Source organism: Marinimicrobium koreense, assembly GCF_003762925.1.
In the GTDB taxonomy this organism is placed as follows: Bacteria; Pseudomonadota; Gammaproteobacteria; order Pseudomonadales; family Cellvibrionaceae; genus Marinimicrobium; species Marinimicrobium koreense.
Genome location: NZ_RJUK01000002.1, coordinates 155,730 through 176,182 on the forward strand (window position 1 = coordinate 155,730; position 20,453 = coordinate 176,182).

General features: G+C 59.1%; 17 protein-coding genes. 9 read left to right on the plus strand and 8 right to left on the minus strand.

What is annotated here, in order from left to right; genetic code table 11:
- Window positions 1–118: 118 nt before the first annotated feature.
- On the plus strand, window positions 119–1,600 hold the full coding sequence (locus tag EDC38_RS13245) for an amidohydrolase family protein (RefSeq protein ID WP_123639059.1): 1,482 nt from the start codon (window positions 119–121) through the stop codon (window positions 1,598–1,600).
- A gap of 109 nt (window positions 1,601–1,709) precedes the next feature.
- Window positions 1,710–2,099, plus strand: coding sequence for a Dabb family protein (locus EDC38_RS13250; protein WP_211331133.1), 390 nt, complete (start codon window positions 1,710–1,712; stop codon window positions 2,097–2,099).
- A gap of 78 nt (window positions 2,100–2,177) precedes the next feature.
- On the opposite strand, the gene EDC38_RS13255 is transcribed toward EDC38_RS13250, so the two are convergent.
- Window positions 2,178–2,408 (minus strand): hypothetical protein, encoded by a 231-nt coding sequence (locus EDC38_RS13255; RefSeq protein WP_123639060.1) that lies wholly within the window; start codon window positions 2,406–2,408, stop codon window positions 2,178–2,180.
- A gap of 32 nt (window positions 2,409–2,440) precedes the next feature.
- Between EDC38_RS13255 and EDC38_RS13260 the strand changes: the two genes are divergently transcribed.
- Together EDC38_RS13260 and map are read left to right on the plus strand one after the other, a co-directional pair.
- Window positions 2,441–3,625 carry a glycoside hydrolase family 88/105 protein gene (locus tag EDC38_RS13260; RefSeq protein ID WP_123639061.1) on the plus strand — a complete coding sequence of 395 codons (1,185 nt, stop codon included), beginning with the start codon at window positions 2,441–2,443 and terminating at the stop codon, window positions 3,623–3,625.
- Window positions 3,618–4,409, plus strand: coding sequence for a type I methionyl aminopeptidase (map, locus tag EDC38_RS13265; protein ID WP_123639062.1), 792 nt, complete (start codon window positions 3,618–3,620; stop codon window positions 4,407–4,409). Before EDC38_RS13260 ends, map begins: the two co-directional genes overlap by 8 nt.
- Window positions 4,410–4,444: 35 nt before the next feature.
- Here the strand turns inward: map and EDC38_RS13270 are convergent, their stop codons facing one another.
- Window positions 4,445–4,828 (minus strand): PKD domain-containing protein, encoded by a 384-nt coding sequence (locus EDC38_RS13270; protein ID WP_123639063.1) that lies wholly within the window; start codon window positions 4,826–4,828, stop codon window positions 4,445–4,447.
- Between the two features lie 244 nt (window positions 4,829–5,072).
- Here EDC38_RS13270 and EDC38_RS13275 point away from each other — a divergent pair, with 244 nt between their 5' ends.
- The 4 genes from EDC38_RS13275 (at window position 5,073) to EDC38_RS13290 (ending at window position 10,412) form a co-directional block, all read left to right on the plus strand.
- Entirely contained in the window at window positions 5,073–5,264 is a 192-nt protein-coding gene (locus tag EDC38_RS13275) for a hypothetical protein (RefSeq protein ID WP_123639064.1), read from the plus strand.
- A 60-nt stretch (window positions 5,265–5,324) separates the two neighbouring features.
- A complete protein-coding gene (locus tag EDC38_RS13280) occupies window positions 5,325–6,497 on the plus strand; it encodes a helix-turn-helix domain-containing protein (protein WP_123639065.1) in 1,173 nt (390 codons plus the stop codon).
- A gap of 179 nt (window positions 6,498–6,676) precedes the next feature.
- Window positions 6,677–9,754 carry an endo-1,4-beta-xylanase gene (locus tag EDC38_RS13285; RefSeq protein ID WP_123639066.1) on the plus strand — a complete coding sequence of 1,026 codons (3,078 nt, stop codon included), beginning with the start codon at window positions 6,677–6,679 and terminating at the stop codon, window positions 9,752–9,754.
- A gap of 196 nt (window positions 9,755–9,950) precedes the next feature.
- Window positions 9,951–10,412, plus strand: a complete 462-nt coding sequence (locus EDC38_RS13290; RefSeq protein WP_123639067.1) for a hypothetical protein — start codon at window positions 9,951–9,953, stop codon at window positions 10,410–10,412.
- Window positions 10,413–10,418: 6 nt separating this feature from the next.
- On the opposite strand, the gene glpK is transcribed toward EDC38_RS13290, so the two are convergent.
- From glpK to EDC38_RS13320, 6 genes are all read right to left on the minus strand, one after another.
- The gene (gene glpK / locus EDC38_RS13295; RefSeq protein ID WP_123639068.1) at window positions 10,419–11,900 is read right to left on the minus strand and encodes a glycerol kinase GlpK; all 1,482 of its coding nucleotides are present in this window, start codon (window positions 11,898–11,900) and stop codon (window positions 10,419–10,421) included.
- A gap of 74 nt (window positions 11,901–11,974) precedes the next feature.
- On the minus strand, window positions 11,975–13,252 hold the full coding sequence (gene gabT / locus EDC38_RS13300; RefSeq protein WP_123639069.1) for a 4-aminobutyrate--2-oxoglutarate transaminase: 1,278 nt from the start codon (window positions 13,250–13,252) through the stop codon (window positions 11,975–11,977).
- 37 nt (window positions 13,253–13,289) lie between these two features.
- Entirely contained in the window at window positions 13,290–14,129 is an 840-nt protein-coding gene (locus tag EDC38_RS13305) for a CLCA_X family protein (RefSeq protein WP_170162930.1), read from the minus strand.
- 97 nt (window positions 14,130–14,226) lie between these two features.
- A complete protein-coding gene (locus tag EDC38_RS13310; RefSeq protein ID WP_123639070.1) occupies window positions 14,227–16,056 on the minus strand; it encodes an SLC13 family permease in 1,830 nt (609 codons plus the stop codon).
- Window positions 16,057–16,063: 7 nt separating this feature from the next.
- Window positions 16,064–16,987, minus strand: a complete 924-nt coding sequence (locus EDC38_RS13315) for a succinyl-CoA synthetase subunit beta (RefSeq protein ID WP_123639071.1) — start codon at window positions 16,985–16,987, stop codon at window positions 16,064–16,066.
- Entirely contained in the window at window positions 16,988–18,352 is a 1,365-nt protein-coding gene (locus EDC38_RS13320) for a deoxyguanosinetriphosphate triphosphohydrolase (protein WP_211331134.1), read from the minus strand.
- A 320-nt stretch (window positions 18,353–18,672) separates the two neighbouring features.
- On the opposite strand from EDC38_RS13320, the gene atzF reads away from it, so the two are divergent.
- Complete coding sequence (gene atzF / locus EDC38_RS13325) at window positions 18,673–20,448, plus strand: allophanate hydrolase (protein ID WP_123639072.1); 1,776 nt, start codon at window positions 18,673–18,675, stop codon at window positions 20,446–20,448.
- The last annotated feature ends 5 nt before the right edge of the window (window positions 20,449–20,453 follow it).

Here is a 20,453-nt window from a genome sequence, read left to right on the forward strand (position 1 = left end):
TCTACACCCACCCGCTTGAAAACCGCTCTCCGCCCGTCTATACCTTCTAATTACCATACATTCCTTCCGGCCCCACCAAGGCCAAGCTGTTCCTAATTCCTGAAATCAGGAGCCAACCATGAAATTTGTTCACGATCCCGAGGGCACACGCCTGCCCATCAAGCTGGACAGCACCAGTAATGGAGAGTATGTGCCTATCCCGCTGGACAAGACGAGCAAGCTGGCCAACCGCATGGCGCACGAAGCCGCTTCTGCCAACGCGCACCGACTCGGTGTCAGCCGACGGGAGCTGCTGGTGTCCGCCTGCGGCGCGGCGACCACCCTGTTGGCGTTCAATGCGGCTCAGGCGGCGGCCGGGCGTGGGGCTGGTTTTTATTCCCTGGCGTCTGAAGCCGGGCTTGATAAGTATGCCGCCGCCGAGGCGCTGGAAGGGGATGAATTCATCTTCGATGTGCAGGGTCATTTCGTGAATCCCACTGGGGCCTGGCTGGACAAGATACCGGAGGACGCCCGACCTCTGTCCGGCATGGAGCAGGCCGGCTGTGCCCTGGCCACCGGCAAGGAGGACCGCTCTTACCTGCAGTGCCTGGGCCCGGATGCATTTATCCAGGATGTGTTCATGGATTCCGACACCGACCTGATGGTGCTCTCCTTCGTGCCCTCGAAGCGGGACGAGGAGCCACTCACCATTGAGGAAGCGTCCGCCGCGCGATCGATTGTCAATCAGATGAAAGACAATCGCCACCGCCTGTACCTGCACGGGCGGGTCAATCCGAATCAGGACGGCGACCTGGAGGACATGGACCGACTGAAGGAGGAATTCGGCGTGGTCGCCTGGAAGACCTATACCCAATGGGGGCCGGACGGCACGGGCTACTGGCTTGACGACGAGGACACCGGCATCCCTTTTCTGGAGAAGGCGCGCGCACTGGGCGTGAAAATCATCGTCATACACAAGGGCATTCCTTTCGGACCCCAGTCCTATGAACACTCCCTGTGCGACGACATTGGTCGGGTCGCCAAGCGCTACCCCGATCTGAAGTTTCTGGTCTATCACTCAGGGTTTGTGCCCGGACAGGCCGAGGGGCCCTATGATCCTAGCCGGAACGAAGGCGTCGACTCCTTGATCAAGACGGTGGTCGAGAACGACCTTGGCAGACACTCCAACGTCTACGCGGAACTGGGTTCCACCTGGCGGTTTCTGATGCGCGACCCCGACTCCGCCGCGCATACTCTGGGCAAGTTGATCAAATACCTGGGGGAGGACAATGTGCTCTGGGGCACCGACTCTATCTGGTACGGCTCGCCCCAGGACCAGATTCAGGCGTTCCGTACCTTCCAGATTGCCGAAGCAGTACGGGAAAAACACGGCTACCAGGGGCTGACACCAGAGATCAAGCGCAAGATCTTTGGCCTCAATGCCCTCGTGCCCTACGAGATTGACGAGTCACTGATCCGCCAGCTGGTCGGCAAAGACAACATCTCTCTGGCTCGAGCCCACTACCGCGAGCACCCGGATCCCCACTACCGCACCAATGGTCCCAAGACGCGTCGCGAATTTCTGAACCTGATGCGGTGGAGTGGTGGCCGGGCCACCTGATGGGCTTGCGTGGCTTCGCCTGGGATGTCATCATTAATTTATATGATAAATTGGCAGATCTACCTTAGGTCTGGCCAGAAATGATGCCCCCAACAAAAAGGTCAACACCATGAAAAATAACGTCCGATTCCTGGCTTTCGCCATTTTCTCCATGCTCGCCGCAGTGAGCACAGCTCATGCCGCCGAGGACCCAGTGCGGCATATTGTTGCCTTCAAATATAAAGAAGGGGCCGCCGAGAGTGATATTCATCAGGTAACCAGCGCCTTCCGTGCGTTACAGAATAAAATTCCTGGGATCGCCTCCTATGAAGACGGCATTAATAACAGCCCGGAAGGCTTGAACAAAGGGTTCACCCACGTTTATGTTGTCACCTTCGACGACGCAGAAGCCAGAGACGAGTACCTGCCGCACCCAGAGCACAAAAAGTTTGTGGCGCTGATGGAGGAGCTCGACATCCTGGAGGATGTATTTGTGATCGATTATTCAATCAAAGAGTGAATAATTATTACCTTTGCCAAAGAACATCTTCAAGCGCCAGCGTAGCGTTATTCAAGCCGCGAACCTGAAGGGAGGTAGCTATCTCTTCAGTTCGCGCTGGATTTCCTCTAGCTGATCCGCAATTCTCGCCTGCTCACGAGCGCTTTTGCGTAAAGCTCGCACTGCCATTACTACGGCAACAGCAAGCCCTACAATTAAACCCAACTTAATCAACAGAGCGACGATGGCGAGCGCACCAGGTGTACCAATCATTATTTGCGTCCTTTTTGTAATACAATTAAGATAAGCGTAATCAATATAATCAGACATTACAACCACTGATCAACCAGAATGGATATCGCATGAACTTTTATCCTCTTCGCAACTTTCTTATTGCGCTTGCTGCACTACTCCTCCTGAACGCCTGTACAACTCACGACGACCTTCCCACTCATGTTCTGCCGGAAGCCGAGGTCGTACTGGAACAGCTTACCCGCGCCAATGATTACTGGCAGTCAGAGCATCCGGAACCCGGCTGGGCTTTCTGGGAACACGCGGCTTACCACACCGGCAACATGGAAGCCTATTTCGTGACGGGCAATCAGGACTACCTTGATTATTCGCTGCGCTGGGGCGAGCGGAACGGGTGGATGGGCGCCAAGTCCGATCAGCCGTCAGAGTGGAAATACAGCTACGGCGAAACCGACGACTTTGTCCTCTTTGGTGATTGGCAAATCTGCTTTCAGACCTACATCGACCTTTATGAAATCACCGGAGATCGCGAAAAGATTGCGCGCGCGATCGAGGTCATGGAATACCAGATGGCCACCGATGCGGATGACTACTGGTGGTGGGCCGATGGCCTGTACATGGTGATGCCGGTCATGACCAAGCTTTATCAGGTCACTGGCGACGAGCTGTACCTTGAAAAGCTGCACGAATACTACACCTACGCCAAAAGCATCATGTACGACGAAGAAACCGGCCTGTTCTTTCGCGATGCCAAGTACGTTTACCCTGAACATAAGAGCCTGAATGGTCACAAGGATTTCTGGGCCCGGGGCGATGGCTGGGTCTTTGCCGGCCTGGCCAAGGTGCTGGCGGACCTGCCCGAGGACCATAGGCATCGGGATGAATACCTGGCGGATTATCAGAAAATGGCGGCCACCCTGGCCGATGCGCAGCAGCCCGGTGGCTACTGGACGCGCAGCCTGCTCGACCCGGAGCACGCTCCCGGCTATGAAACCAGCGGCACCGCCTTTTTTACCTACGGCTACCTGTGGGGCATCAACAATGGCCTACTCGATCAAAATACTTACTTGCCTGTCGCCCTGAACGCCTGGCAGTACCTGAGCGACACAGCGCTGCAGGGGAGTGGCAAGATCGGCTATATTCAGCCCATTGGTGAGCGAGCCATACCCGGCCAGGTTGTCGACGCCGAATCCACTGCCAATTTTGGCGTGGGCGCCTTTCTGTTGGCCGCCTCTGAGATGTATCGATTGGTGCAAAATGCCAAGGTGGAACTGAAAGGGCTCGCCCGTGAGTGATGTTCACATCAAGTCCGCAGAGGAGCTCGCCCTGATGCGCGAGTCCGGGCGCCTGCTGGCTTCCGTGTTTGCCTACCTGGACCCGTTGATCAGGGAGGGCCTATCCACCATGGAGATTAACAACCTGGCTGAAGCGTTTATTGTGGATAAGCTGAATGCCCGACCGGCCAGTAAAGGCCAGTACGGCTTTCCTTATGTGCTCAATACCTCGGTGAATCAGGTCGTTTGTCATGGCATGCCATCGGAGACACACAAGCTGAAAGCCGGGGATATCGTCAACGTCGATATCACGCTGGAGAAGAACGGCTATATCGCAGATTCCAGCAAGATGTACCTGATTGGCGACGTATCTCCCGTCGCCAGACGACTGGTGGATGAAACCTACCAGGCCATGTGGAAAGGCATTCAGGCGGTCAAGCCTGGTGCGACACTGGGTGATATTGGCCATGCCATTCAACAGCATGCACGGGACAAGGGATATTCCGTGGTCCGAGACTACTGCGGCCATGGTATCGGCCAGGAAATGCATGAAGGCCCACAGGTACTGCACTTTGGTGTGCCCGGCAAAGGCCTGGTTTTGAAGGAAGGCATGACATTCACTATTGAGCCCATGATCAACCAGGGCAAGGCGAAAGTAAAAACCAAACGCGATGGCTGGACCGTAGTAACGGCGGACAAAAAGTTGTCCGCCCAGTGGGAGCATACGATCGCGGTGACGGCCGATGGATATGAGGTCTTAACGCTGAGGGGCGAAGAGCGAATTCAACCCCAGGCTACCCATTAGCCCGGCACAATATGGGCGTCACTGATCTGATCCGTTTATCGGAGGTGGCCTCTGGCCAACTGACGTGAAGTATTGGCGTCCAGCGGCTCCGGTATGGACAATACAGTCTCTGAGTGGGCGCTGGCTTGGCCTCGGTTGATCGTCAGCGTCACGGTATACTCACCGGGCTTACTGTAAGTGTGATAGATATAGGGCTCGGTGCCATCGCTGGTATAAACAGCGCCATCTCCCATATCCCAGCGATAGCCTTGAGCGGTATGATCTTCGGGCGGCAAACAGGACACCAGTCCGCTGACGGCCGGATTGATCAAGCAATCAAATTGATCGCCCGACGCGCTTTCGTCACTTTGGGGCGATCCGGCGTAGACCAGGGCGGGGGCAGCCAACAGGCAAAGGCACAGACGGACTATTATTGGCATGGTGCATTCCTCCTGAGGAACGTGACGGGCAAGCCAAAACGCACGGCAGCTCCGTCAATGCTAGTTAAAAACACGATGCAATATCGTGATGAGCTCCACAGAAACTGTGCGGAACCTTCACCTTATGCGCTCTACCAATAAATTGTGCACAATGCGGGTGAAAAATCGGTGAGTTTTATCCAGCAACGAACAGACCGAGAGGAAATGCTTTGTGATATCCATCAGGCTTTTCAAGATCGCCGGGATGACCTTGCTTGCGCTGGGCCTTGCAGGCTGCACCTTCACCGAGCGCGGCGTGTATGACGGTATTCGCCAGGGGCAGATCAACGAGTGCAATCAGATGCCGAGTGGGCAACGAGAGCGCTGCCTGTCCGAGATTACCGGAGAGTATGAGGAGTACCGCCGTCAGCGGGAGATGATCGAGGACGAGCAATAGACCGATAACTTATAGTACAATAGACCAGATTCGACCAAAAACTCATAAAATGACTCGACCATGCTGACGTTTTACCGGCGATCCATGGCAGCCTTTCTGGTGCTGCTGGCGGCCACTGCGACAATCATCTATAGCGGCTATGCCAAGTCGCAACTGAATACCTCACTCTTCCCAGCCGATGACGACGGGTACCTGTGGGCACCGGCGATAGAACCCCGCAACCCCACTGGAGACACCTGGCTATCGATCAAGAGTAAGGCTGGCACACTTGACTACGAGTTTATGCTGGATCCTGAGGAGTCATTTCCGTACACCCATTTCTCCCTGTACTTCATCAAGCCGGAGCAGGCCCATCACATGGTGGATCTGACCGGTTATCACAGCATCTCGTTCCGCGTGCTGTGCGCGCCGCGCAACGTCCTGCTGTTTGCGTTGTTCAGCTATGACGACCAGGTCACCGATCCGCTTCACCAAGATACCCGACGAGTCTCGTCCACCGCATTTTCCTGCGATAACCGCTGGGAAACCGTAACCCTGGAACTGAAAGAGCTGATCACGCCTGACTGGTGGCTGGATCGCTATGGTCTTGAGCTTAGCGAGCGAGGTTACCGCCAGGACAAAACCATGGGTCTGGCATTCATCAACTCCCTACAAAGTCCTGTCGATGTTCTGTCTCAGGTCCGCATCGACGAGCTGAACCTGATTGGCAGCCGGCCCGGTTATCTATACGCCAGTGTGGGCGTCAGCCTGGCCCTGTGGGCGCTCTTCCTCGCATGGGTAACCCGCGCGTACATCTCGGTAAAAACCGCCGTATTGAAAGAAAAAATAAAGCGGGATCAACCTCTGATTGCCTACAAGAAGCTCTCCATCGAACCTCAGAAAGACAAAGACAAAAGTGCCCTTCTGCGGCATATCGCCACGGAGTACGCCAACTCCGAGCTGACACTGGACTCCACCGCCGCGACGCTTGGCATCAACCGCACCAAGGTCAACGAAATTCTGAAAGAAGAGTTGGGCCTGACCTTTACCGCTTACCTGAAGCGGCTTCGATTGACCGAGGCGGCACGCCTGTTATCGGAGAACTCTGGCGCCAACATTTCCCAAGTGGCGTACTGCGTGGGTTATAACAACGTCTCCTATTTCAACAAGTTGTTCAAAGAAGAGTACGGCTGCCCACCCAAAACCTTTCAGAGCCTGTGTCGCCCAAAGAATCCCGAAGAACAGACGAACTAGTCTCACTTCTCTTCATGGCGGATGTTTCCTTTCAAAATTGAAAGGAATTCTGTTAATTACTGCAACCTCTCAAAAAATTGCGAGGTTGTGCCAGTTTCGGCGTGCTTGCCTTCCTATGCTTTCGGTCCGGGCTCTGCTCCGGACCATCCTTTTCAAGAATAACCATAGTGAGGCTAATCATGAACCACTTAGCGAACGCAGGCCATTGGCTGCGGCTGTTTATTCCCCTGTGTCTTCTGATGACACCACTGATCAGCCACGGTGATAACCCGCTGGTATCCCACGTTTACACGGCCGACCCGGCGGCGCGGGTGATTGACGGGCGCGTGTACGTGGTCGTCACCCACGACCAGGACGATCAATCCGACTACAGTCAGTTGGTGGATTACTATCTGTTTTCCTCCGACGACATGGTGAACTGGCAGGATCACGGCATCATCTGGAACTCGCGCACGGATACATCCTGGGCAAACCTTGCCTACGCGCCGGATTTTATTGAGCGCAACGGTCGGTATTATCTCTATTTCCCGGACGGCGCCAACGCCATTGGTGTCGCGGTGGCCGACAACCCCGAAGGGCCTTACACCGACCCGATCGGCGGACCGCTGGTGGACCGAAACACCCCCAACGGCAACGTCGACTGGGTGTTTGACCCCGGCGTATTTATCGACGATGACGGTCAGGCTTATCTGTACTTTGGCGGCGGTGGTCCGGGTAATGCCCGGGTGATTCGGCTGAACAACGACATGATCAGCACCAGTGGATCGGCGATCAGCATTGATGCCCCGAATTTCTTTGAAGCGCTGTCGATGAACAAGCGCAACGGCACCTATTATCTCACCTACTCCACCGATACCGCCGGCGGGCTGGCCATTGATTATATGACCAGCAACAACCCCACCACCGGCTTTGTCCACCGTGGCACGGTACTGCCCAACCCCTGGGAAAACAATAACAACAATAACCACCAGTCCGCCGTGGAGTTTGAAGGGCAGTGGTACATGTTCTACCACAATCGTGCGGTCTCCAATGAGCGCGGCGACAGCACTTACCAACGCTCCATCAACGCCGACCTTCTGTCCTTTGGCGGCGACGGCTCCATGCAGCCGGTCAATGCCGGGCCTAGCGGTGTACCACAACTGAAATACGTCGACGCTTTCGCCATCAATCAGGCGGAGACCTTTGACAACGAGAACGGCATTGAAACCGCCCCAGCCAGCGAAGGGACTCTCAACCTGGAAATGGGACCGGGTGATTGGGTGAAAATAACCGGCGTTGATTTTGGCTCCGGCGCCACCGGATTGGACGCCCGAGTGGCGGCCAATATCGACTCCAGCCTGGAAATTCTGCTTGATGATGTCAACAGCCAACCTGTCGCTACGCTGCAGGTCAGTAACACCGGCGGCTGGCAGAACTGGCAAACCCAGTCGGTTGATTTCACGGAAGTCACTGGTGTGCACGATGTGTACCTGCGCTCCACTGCCGGCCACAACCTGAACTGGTACCGATTCACCGGCGGCTCCGGCAATGGTTCGTCCAGCAGCGACAGCTCCAGCAGCTCCCAAAGCAGTTCCGACAGCAACTCCTCCGATGGGAACAATGACAGCAATGTGGCCGGCAGCATCGAGATCACCAACGACTGGGGTGGAGGCTACTGCGCAGCGCTGACAGTCACCAACAACACCAGCGCACCGGTGGAGTGGAGCCTGAGCATCGAGATCGAGGGCAGCATCACCAACCTGTGGAACGGTACCTGGAGCCAAAATGGCGACTTGCTCAATGTCTCCGGCGCAGGCTGGAACAACACTCTGCAGCCCGGCCAGAGCGATGCCAGCATCGGCTTCTGCGCGGACCGCACCAATCCGCCGCCCACATCGTCCTCTTCCAGTAGCCAAACCTCCAGTGCCAGCGAGTCGAGCAGCACATCGAGCCAAAATGGCGACAACCTCGCCAGCAACGGCGGAGTGGAATCAGGCCTGAGCAACTGGTCCACCACAGCCGGGGACCTGAGCCGCAGCACGGACCAGTCCCGCAGCGGCTCCGCCAGTGCGCTGATCAGCAACCGTAGCGACACCTGGCACGGTTTGACGTTCTCGCCGTCGGCGCTGAGCAATGACGCCGAGTATGACGTGTCTGTCTGGGTGAAGCTGGCTGCGGGTGCCGCCGACGCGACACTTTATCTCACCGCCAAGCGAGAGGACGATTCAGATTCTTCCACCTACGAGGAGTATAGCCGGGTCGCCGAAGCGACCGGTTCCGCCTCCGGCTGGGTCGAGCTGAGCGGTACCTACACTCAAAGCGGGACGCCCTTTGAGCATTTCATTATCGAATCCGATGATGGGTCCGCGAGTTACTACGCCGATGATTTCTCGGTAATCGGCGAGACCCAGGATGGTGGTAACGGGGGTGTGATCGACCACGACTTTTTCGTCGGCAATATCACAACCTCCGGCAACGTCCGCTCAGATTTCGTACAGTACTGGGACCAGATCACTCCGGAGAACGAGGGCAAATGGGGCTCAGTAGAAACCTCCCGCGATGTGTACAACTGGAGTGGCCAGGATCAGGCTTACCAGTACGCCCAGCAGAACGGCATTCCCTTCAAGGCCCACACGCTGGTGTGGGGTAGTCAGTACCCCAGCTGGATCGACTCACTGAGCCCGGCCGAACAGGCGGAAGAAATCGAGGAATGGATTCGCGATTTCTGCCAGCGCTACCCGGAGACCGCAATGATCGACGTGGTCAACGAGTCCACCCCCGGACACGCCCCGGCCGGTTACGCGGAGCGCGCCTTTGGCAGTGACTGGATCATCCGGGTGTTTGAACTGGCGCGGCAGTATTGCCCGGACTCCATTCTGATCCTGAACGACTACAACGTGTTGAGCTGGAACAATGCCGAGTTCATCGAGATGGCCCGCCCCGCGGTGGAAGCCGGTGTGGTGGACGCCCTGGGATTGCAGGCGCACGGACTGGAAAGCTGGTCCTTGAGTGATCTGGAAGCCAACCTGAACCGCGTGGCCGATCTGGGCTTGCCGATTTACATTTCCGAATACGACATCGCGGAAACCAGTGATCAGGCGCAGCTGCAGATCATGCAGGAGCAGTTCCCTCTGTTCTACAACCATCCCTCGGTGGTCGGCATCACTTTGTGGGGCTATGTGGTCGATCGCACCTGGGTCGAAGGCAGCGGCCTGATTTACGATAACGGCACTCCCCGCCCGGCCATGACCTGGCTTATGGACTACCTGGGTCGCTGACCTCACCACCATCGCTCCGGGAAGGGACTCTCAGGGCGCATGGCTTCTCACCCGGACTTTGAACTGAGTAACATTTTTCGAATTTTCCCCGTGGGAAATACACAAGGTGTGTATTTTGACGCAGTTTCAAGGGCATTTCCGGTGCACACTTCTAGGCCAATGACCGTGATGTATTTGACCACCGAGGGTATCGACCATGGGAACACTCTTTGCGTTTTTGATCGGCGCCTTTCTGGGCGTGGTGGTAACCGCCAGCCTCTACCGAAGCCGGGACTCCCGGAATGTGTGTAATGCGATTGCCAGCGTGCAACGCTACCTGGAAACCGATGACCTCAAGCCGCTGGACAAAATGACCGGCAAACTCAAGCTGCACCTGGACCTGATCAATGAAGCGGACGAGCTGGTGGTGCGCAGTGAATGGGCCCGTCAGCAGAAAAACCGTTTTGTGGCCCAGGCGGTAAAAATCATCCGGCTGCGCAACAAAGGCGAAGCCAAAGAGCAGCAAGAGCGACTGATTCAGGCACAGAAGGGGCTGAAGCAGTCCGGTCAGTACCTGCTGGGCTACTTCCAGTTCCCAAGTTTTCTGTGGTTGCGGGCGACTATCGCTCGCCTTCCGATGGACACCCGCAAGCAGGTGGCGGCACTTCGCACGTCCTGAGCCGACTCACCCGTTCCGCGCACGCTCGATGGCTGCCTGCCAGCCTTTGAGCATCACATCGCGCTCCTGATCGCCCAATTGGGGTTCGCAGCGTCGGTCCAGGCTCCAGTGCTGAGCCAGGTCGTTCAGATCCCCGAACAGACCGAGCTGTAACCCGGCCAGACGTGCGGCCCCAAGCGCCGTGGTTTCAATGATGTCCGGACGTTCCACCGGAACGTGCACAATGTCGGCCAGGGCCTGTAGCAGCCAATTATTGGCTACCATGCCACCGTCCACCCGCAGGGTTTCGGGCCGCTCACCGGCATCCTCTTCCATGGCTTTGAACAGATCCCAGGTCTGATAACACACCGCTTCCAGTGCCGCGCGCGCCAGCTCGGCGCGGCCACTGTCGCGGGTCAGGCCGCAGATCAACGCGCGGGCGTCCGGCTCCCAGTGCGGCGCCCCCAGTCCGGTGAAAGCCGGCACCAGATACACACCCCGGTTGGAACTCAGGCTCTCCGCCAGGGCTTCGGTTTCCTCCGCGCTTTTGATAATGCCCAGCTTGTCCCGCAGCCACTGCACCGCCGCACCGGCAACAAAAATCGCGCCTTCCAGCGCGTATACGGGCTTGCCGTCAAACCGGTAGGCGATGGTGGTCAGCAGCCGATGTTGGGACAGGCGCGGGGTCTCACCAATGTTCATCAGGGCAAAACAGCCGGTACCGTAGGTGCTCTTGATCATCCCCGGCTCGAAGCAGGCCTGGCCGACCACCGCCGCCTGTTGGTCGCCCGCCACCCCGGCAATGGGTAACTCCACCCCATCGAGCCCCTCCAGCGCGGTTCCGAAGTCGGCGGCGCAATCGAGCACCTCGGGCAACATGGCCTCGGGAATGCCGAACCGCTCCAACAGCACCGGGTCCCAACACTGGTCGTTGATGTTGTAGAGCAGGGTACGGGAGGCGTTGGTGGCATCGGTAGCGTGGACTTTGCCGCCGGTAAACTTCCAGATCAGCCAGGTATCCATGGTGCCGAACAACAGGTCGCCGCGCTCGGCTTTGGCGCGGGCATCTTCCACGTTATCCAGAATCCAGGCGATTTTGGTGGCGGAGAAATAGGGATCGAGTAACAGGCCGGTGCGCGCTCGGGTATCGTCTTCCAGACCGTCGCTGGCTAGCTGACGGCAGTGACCCGCGGTACGCCGGTCCTGCCAGACAATGGCGGGATAGGTCGGCGTACCCGTGGTTTTATCCCACACCACGGTGGTTTCCCGCTGATTGGTGATGCCAATGCCCAGCACGCGCTGGTCGTCGGAGAGTTGGTCGAGCGCGTCGCGGCAGACCTGAGTGGTGACCTTCCAGATTTCTTCCGGATTGTGCTCCACCCAACCGTCGTCGGGGAAGTGCTGGGAAAATTCCTGCTGGGCCTTGGCCACCATGCGCCCATCCGGGGCGAACACAATGGCACGGCTGCTGGTGGTGCCCTGGTCAATGGCGAGGATCAGATCAGACATAGTCGCTCCCGGGTCTATGCAAGTGCACTAAGCATAGCACTCCGGGAGCGGGGGTTCGGGGAAAACCCTGGTCTTTAGGCGGAGAGCTCCGCCAGTGCCGATTCCACAATAGCCAGACCTTCTTCCAGCACCTCATCTTCAATGGTGACCGGCATCAGGAAGCGGATGGCATTGCCGTGCATACCGCAGCTGAGCAGAATCAGGCCCTTCTCCTTGGTCTTCTTCAGCAGCTCCGCCGCCAGGTCCGGGCGGGGCTTGCGGCTCTCTTTGCTGTCCACCAGTTCGAAAGCGGCCATGGCGCCCAGGTTGCGGCCGTTGTCCACATTCGGGAACTTCTGCTCCCACTGTGCGAAACGGGCGGCAAGAGTGTCGCCCAACCGCTGACTTTTACCCAGAATGTCTTCCTTTTCAAAGACATCGAATACCGCCATTACCGCGGCGCAGGCCAGGGGGTTACCGGTGTAGGTGCCGCCGAGGGAGTTGGGACCAGAGCTGTCCATGATAGTGTCCGTACCGACCACAGCGGAAATGGGCATGCCATCGGCCATGCTCTTGGCCATGGTCATCATGTCCGGCTCCACGCCGCTGTGTTCGATGGCAAACAGTTTGCCGGTGCGACCAAAACCGCTCTGCACTTCGTCCACCACCAACAGGATGCCGTGCTCATCACAGATCTTGCGCACGGCTTTAAGGAAACTCGGTGGTGCCGCGTAAAAACCGCCCTCACCAAGCACCGGCTCGATAAAGATCGCCGCCGTCTGTTCGGGACTGGAATCGGTTTTCAGAGTCATTTCCAGGCCGCGCAGCGCCTGCTCTTCGCTCATGCCGTGGTACGGCACCGGGAAAGGTGCGCGGAATACCATGCCCGGCATGGGACCGAAGTCGCCCTGATAGGGGTTGACCTTGCCGTTCATCGCCATGGTCATGAAGGTGCGGCCGTGGTAGCCACCGTCAAAGCAGATCACGTTGGTGCGGCCGGTGGCGGCCCGGGCGATTTTGACGGCGTTTTCCAGCGCTTCGGCGCCGGAGTTGGCCAGCATCACTTTGGCGTGGCCCCGTACCGGGGTGTGCTCACTCAGCTTCTGCGCAACGTTCACGTAGCCTTCATATGGCATCACGGTCTGACAGGTGTGCATCAGCTTGTCCAACTGGCCTTTGACCGCATCCACCACGGCCGGGTGACGGTGGCCGATGTTGAGTACACCGATACCGCCCGCGAAGTCGATAAAGCGTTTGCCATCGGCATCCCACAGTTCCGCATTCAGTGCATGGTCGGCAAAGTTCGGATTGGGGCTGGCCGCGCCGGCCGCCACATAGCGTTCTTTCAGTTCATTCAGCGATTTGTTGTTCACGTTTCCGTCTCCTTTGGCGCTGGGTCAGCGCGTGATGTTATGCCTCGGCAGACCGGTAGAGCGCCTGCCCAAGATGGGTGAAATAGTCCTGAAACGCCGCGTTTACCCGCGCACGTTGCTGGCCTTGAGGGTAAAGCCCCAACCGGGCCTCATCGGTCTGCCGGGTGCCCATGACCAGGAAGCTGTTTTTGATCGGTGCGTCCTGCACGTAAGCCTCAAACGCCCGGGCACAAAGCTCTTCGGGCAGCGCGTAATACACCGTTCCCATTCGCTTGTCCTGCTCGGCAGAGCGCTCGAACAGCTCGCTGGGAGCGGTGCCGGCTTCATTCAATAGCACAGTGTGATAACAGTTACGCAACCGGTCGTTCAACGGATGACTGAGCCCGGCGGCATTCGCCAGCCAGGCCTTGGACCCGAAGCTCGCACCCGGAACCGGCGCAAACGCCTTGTCGCAGATATAGTGATCAAAGGCGTGAAACCATTCGTGGGCAATGCTGCCCGGCCCGGCGTTCTTGGCCAGGGCAAAGGTGTGGGTCGCGGGCTCATAGTGGGCCGCCACGCCCCTCTGACCGCCCTGCCCGTACTGCAACGCCAGGGTGCCACGCAGCGAAATCAGCGCTTCCGGCCCTTTGAGTATAGCCATCAAATCAGACAGCGCGTCGTAAAACAGCCCGGCGGCGCGCTGTTTCTCAGCGTCCGTGACCCAACGGCCAATGCCTATGGACCGAAAGGCAAACCGGCGGCGGATATCCAGAAAGGACGGTTCGGGGGGGCGCTCCCCAAGGGAGCCTTGCAACGGACCTCGGCGGTGGAAGCGGCGATGAATGAGGCCGTTGCCGGCCGGGGGTTGAGCGTCACGCCCGTGCGGAAATGCCATAAACCTTGCGTTACTGCGAAACAGGAGACCAGTATGGCCATTTTGGACCGCGAACGCCACCCCGGCAGCGGATTGACTGCCACGGGAGACACAGTGCCTACAGGGGCCATACCCAGAGCAGCAGCGGCGTGCCCACCAGTACCACAATGATTTCCATGGGGAGGCCCAGCCGCCAATAATCCCCGAAGCGGAAACCACCCGGCCCGAGAATCAGGGTGTTGTTCTGGTGGCCGATGGGGGTCAGAAAGGAGCAGGAGGCACCGATTGCCACTGCCATCAGCAGGGTATCGGGGTTGACGCTGAGTACGGCGGCACTGCTGATCGCGATCTGGCACATGACGGCCGCCGTGGCCGCATTATTCATGAAATCGGACAGGGTCATGGTGATGACCATCAACAGCACCACCGCTACGATGGCGTTGCCCCCGGCGACATTTTCCAGTAGCAGTTGTGCCAGCAAATCCGCCGCGCCAGTCGAGGCCATGACCCCGGCAACCGGAATCATGGCGGCCAGCAACACGATCACCGGCCAGTCGATGGCTTCGTACATCGAGCGCATCGGCAGCACACCGCTGACCATAAAGCCAAGCACCCCGGCGGCAAACGCCACCGCCGCGGGCACCCAGCCAATGGCCGCGGCCAGAATGGCCAGCCCCATGATGCTCACCCCCAGGGCGGCCTTGCCTTTATCGGGAACACCAATGGAACGCTCGGCCAAAGGGATACAGCCAAACTCCTTGCCAAAGGCACTGATCGCATCGCTTGAGCCCTGCAGCAACAACACGTCCCCGGCCCTGACCCGAATGGAGCGCAGACGCTTGACCGAGCGCTTACCCTGACGGGAAACGGCCAACAGATTGATGCCAAAGCGGGTCCGCAGCCGGATGTCGCTGGCACTGCGCCCGAGCAACGTTGAACCGGGCAATGCGGCCCACTCCTGGAGGGCACTGCCACTGTCGTCCCCGGACTCTTTCTCACTCTCCTCATCCTCGGACGTCGGCGCTGAGGCTTGCTCCGCCTCATCGTCTGACTCGGTCTCGACGTCCTCTTCCAGCGCCAGGCCCAAGCTGGAGAGCACCGCCGACAGCGCCTCCGGCTCCGCCTCGAGCACCAGGATATCCCCGGCCCGCAGCACGCGGGCCGGATTGGGCGCCTGGACTCTCAGGTCATTGCGTACCAGCCCGACGATCTGTGCTTCATCTTTGTCGAGCAGATCTTCGGCCTCGCGCAGCGGTTTACCGACCACCTTGTTCTTTTCGGTCACCCGCACTTCAGTAAGATAATGGCCGGTGTCAAAACTCTCGGCTCCCGCCGGCTCGCGCCGGGGCACCAGCCGCCAGCCAATGACAGTGATAAACACCACCCCGGTCAGGGCGACCAGGGCACCCACTGGGCTGTAGTCGAACATGCGGAACGGCTCCCCCGTCAGGTCAGCACGGAAGCCGGACACAATCAGGTTGGGGGGTGTCCCGATCAGGGTGGTCATACCCCCCAGTATGGTGCCGAACGCCAGCGGCATCAGTACCACGCCAGGGGGAACCTCCTGCTTGCGAGCCAGTTGAATCGCTACCGGCATCAATAGCGCGAGCGCCCCGACATTATTCATGAAGGCCGACAGAAACGCGCCCAGGGCTGTCAGCATGGCGGCGCCAATGGCCAGGCCCGCATTTTTGGGCAGAAGCTTTTGGGCAAGCACATCAATGGCACCGGTGGACTGCAATCCACGGCTCAGAACCAGAACACAGGCGACCGTAATCACCGCACCGTGGCCAAAGCCGGCAAACGCGTCCTGCCCCGGAATCAACCCGGTGAACACACAGGCCAGCAACGCCGCCAGAGCCACCATGTCGTGCCGCCAGCGTCCCCACAGGAACAGGCCAACACTGGCGGCCAGGATTGAGAGAATCAGCGTTTGATCCAGGGTCATTGAGACGCTACTCCGTGGGCTCCAGGCGCAGGTTATCGAGATAGATCCAGCGGGGTTCGGTCACCCCTGAGGTAAAGATTAGCAGACGGATCATCCGCGCCAGATTCATCCTGCGCGTTTCTGGCGCCGTGGCAATGTCCTCCAGCGGAATGCGGTAGTGGTTCCAGCCGGAAGCGACCTCCAGCCGGCCGTTGTACCGATCCGAAAACAGTCCCTCATTGCGGTCGTGGGTGGCGTCGTTGATCCGTAGCGTCATGCGCAGTGAGTCATCGCCGGGGTTGAAAATGGACAGACTTAGTGCCTGATAACCACGCCAATCATCCACCAGTCGGCTCAGATGTGTGCCCGCGTAGGGATTCTTATCGGTACTGATCAGTCGCACCGCCAGGCTGTACTCCCCCTGGGCCACGGGTTGGCGGACGCGTTGTACGTTGCCCTCCCAGAAAGGCACATCCCAGCGGGATTCAAAATCACTGAGCACCGGAAACTGGCGATATTGCCGGTACTCGGCCATGCCCAGCACCAGTACCGACTGCAGTTGCCAGAGCACCAACACCGTGGCGATAACCCGACCGGACCAGACCCAGCGGGTCGCCGGCTGGCCCCAGAACAGCCCAATCCAGGTACCGACCACGTTCAGGAGAATATCCAGCCAACTCGCCTGCCGATCCACCAGAGTCTGCAGGCCCTCAATCAGGGCGCTCAGCACCACGACCACCAAGGTCAATGCCAGCCATTGATGGGGCGCCCGCAGCGGCCAGCGCCCCTGCCACCAGAACATCAGGCAGGCGAAGAACACCCAGTGCCCCTGTTCCCAGGCTTCCCGGATGACTGGCGCGGAGAGCCAGTCCGGCCCGCCGATAAAAAACAGCGGGCTGGCAATCAGTACGGGAATCAACAGCCAGTCGCGATGCTCCTTCAGGCGCTGCATTCAGTAGCGGACCTCGCCCATGCCATTGAATTGCTTGGCCAGGTTGGTGGCATAGTTGTCGGTCATGCCACTGATGTAGTCGATCACGGCCATCAGGGCCTGGTATTTATAACGCCCTTCCCGGGCGAACACCGAGGGGTGAAAGTTGTTGTCGCCCATCAGCGCCAGCACCCGATTGTCTTTGTAGGTGACCTGATCCGGATCACCCAGCAGGGCATCAACGGCCCCGCACAGGGTGCTCAACAGGGTGCCGATGGTGTTGTAGGCACCGATTTCCAACTCGACCCGTTTGGCGTGGTTGAAAATGCGCTGTTTGGCCAGATCCTTGGCGGCCTGCACGGCGGTGCGGACGTTGTCATCGCACAGCGAAATCAGATCACCCTTCACGGTTCCGGCCAGAAAATCTGCACGATGCTCCATGAAGGCGTCGGTGCCGGAATCAATCAGGGCTTCAATCACCTTGCCGCGCAGGATCGCCGGCTTACGTCCGTCATCCACCTTATTGAGATTGCGTTCCAGTTCGGGAATCTGCACTGGAGGAATCACCCGGCGCAGAATGTCATAGATTTCCGGCCAACTGAGAATGCCCATTTCCAGGCCGTCCTCCAGGTCCAGAATGCCGTAACAGAAATCGTCCGCCGCCTCCATCAGGTACACCAAGGGGTGCCGGCAATACCAGTGCTCGCCGATCGGCAACAGACCGGTGCGCTGAGCGATTTCGTGAAAGTAGTCCAGTTCAGTCTGGAAGATTCCGTACTTGTTATTTTTGGGGCGTTGGTTCTGGACACTGGGCGTCGCCGTCCAGGGGTATTTGATGGAAGCGCCCAGAGTCGCGTAGGTGAGGCGCATGCCTTCTTCGTATTGGTAGTACTCCAGCGTGGTCAGCACCCGCAGGCTCTGGGCGTTACCTTCAAACAGACGCACGTCGTCGCGCTCGGCTTCGGTCAGCCCCTCCAGGTAAACGCGCCCTTCTTTTTGAAACCAGTTTCGAATGGCCTCTTCGCCGGTGTGGCCGAACGGCGGGTTACCGATATCGTGGGCAAGGCAGCTCGACTGGACGATATCGCCGATGTCGGTGGGGAGCAGGGGCTCCGGCAATTCACCCCGGGCCTGCAGGGCATTGCCCACACGCATGCCCAGCGTGCGCCCGACACAAGCCACCTCCAGACTGTGCGTCAGGCGATTGTGCACATGGTCATTGGCCGCCAGCGGGTGCACCTGGGTTTTGCGGGCGAGCCGCCGAAACGCCCCGGAGAAAACGATTTTGTCGTGATCCGAATAAAAGGGTGAACGCCCTTCTTCGCTTTTGGCCGGGCGCTGCCCGAGCCGCTCGGCACACAACAGTTGCTCCCAATTCATTGCCATAGCAGGTCCTCTGTACCCTTGGCCCGATTCTTCCGCAATGTACCCCATGTGTCTGGCGCGGCACAAACCAAACGGTTCGTGGCTCAAGCGTCGGACAATGCACCAGCATCGCCCAACCACCGGCGGCGCTGCCCAAACAGAGCGCACCCGAAGCCCTTCCTCCACAGCATCACCCTCGGCTCCGGCAGCACCCAACCGTCATTAAGCCACTGATTCTAAAGCGATTTAGGGGCCGGGCTAAACGCCGGTCAAACGCTGGCACAGTTTCTGCTGAATACCATCTTGCATACAAGATTGGCGATTAACGATGAGGACCCCCGATGACGGTACCCACCGGCTGGACGTTGAGCGAATGGCAGTACGCCTATGGCAAAGCGCAACTGGACCCCAAAACCACCCTTGGCGAGCTGCGCGATACGCTGTCGGCCGATGACCCCGTCTGGATTCATATTGTCTCGCAAGCCGAGCTGGATGCTCAGATCGCGACCCTGACCTCCCCCAGCGAACAGCCCCTGTTCGGCATACCCTTTGTGGTCAAAGACAACATCGATGTGGCGGGATTACCCACCACGGCAGCCTGCCCTTCGTATTCCTACACCGCCAAACAGGACGCCACCACCGTGGCCCGGCTCAAAGCGGCGGGCGCCATTGTTCTGGCCAAAACCAACCTGGACCAGTTTGCCACCGGACTGGTGGGCACCCGGTCGCCCTACGGCGTCGTACCCAACAGTTTCAACCCCGACTATGTGTCCGGCGGTTCCAGCTCGGGCTCGGCCGTGGCCGTCGCGCGCGGACTGGTGCCTTTCAGCCTGGGCACCGACACCGCCGGCTCCGGGCGCGTGCCCGCCGGGTTCAACAACATTGTCGGACTGAAACCCACCAAGGGCCGGTTCAGTATTCAGGGCGTGGTGCCCGCCTGTAAAAGCCTCGACTGCGTGTCGGTGTTTGCGTTGACGGTGGATGATGCCGATACGGTGGCCTCGGTACTGGAAGGTTTCGACCCCGCCGATGGTTACTCCCGTCAGCCACCGCACTCAGCCCGCTACTGGTCAAGCCAACCCTGCTTTGGAGTTCCCGAGCGACACGACTGGTTTGGCGATTCCGAGGCCCAGCGCGCCTGGGAAGCCAGCCTTGAAAAGCTGCAAGCTGACGGTGTGGAACTGGTGCCCATAGATTTCACCCCCATGCAAACGCTGGCGCAACTGCTCTATGGCGGCCCCTGGGTCGCCGAGCGCCATGCGGCCATCGCAGAATTCATGGCAGAGCACGCCGAGGAGATGAACCCGGTGGTGCGCGGCATCATTGAACAGGCACAGAACTTTTCCGCCACGGATGCCTATCGGGCGGAGTACGCCCGGGCCGATCTCGCGCGTGCCATCCAGACCGCCATGGCCGAGGTCGATGCACTACTGGTGCCCACGGCACCGCGCCTGCCCACCATCGCTCAGGTCGAGGCCGACCCGGTCGGCGTGAACAGTCAGCTCGGCACCTGGACCAATTTTGTGAACCTGGCCGACTGCAGCGCCCTGGCCCTGCCCGCCGGTATTCGCGCCGACGGCTTACCCTTTGGGATCACCCTGATTGCCCCCGCCTGGCAGGACCGGGCCCTCACGGATTTTGGTCGTCACTGGGAAGCCATTGCGCCCTGGAAGCGGGGCGCAACCGACCTGCAATTACCCGCTCCCAACGCACCTTCAAAAGCCCCCCGGGATCACGTCCGCCTGGCCGTCGTCGGCGCGCACCTGAGCGGTATGCCGCTGAATCATCAGCTCACCGAGCGTCACGCCCGGTTGGTAGCACGCACCCATACCGCACCCACCTATCGACTGTACGCACTACCGGACACCACCCCGCCCAAACCGGGTCTGATCCGGGCCGATGAGGGCGCAAGCATCATTGTTGAGTTGTGGGATATCCCGGTCGACCAGTTCGGCAGTTTTGTGGCGCTGGTACCCGCGCCTCTGGGTATCGGAACCCTGACGCTCGACGACGGACGCGAGGTCAAGGGATTCATCTGCGAAGGCGCCGCTGTGAAAGGCGCCCGGGACATTACCGAACTGGGCGGCTGGCGCGCGTTCATTGAGTCCCGAAGTTGAAGCCA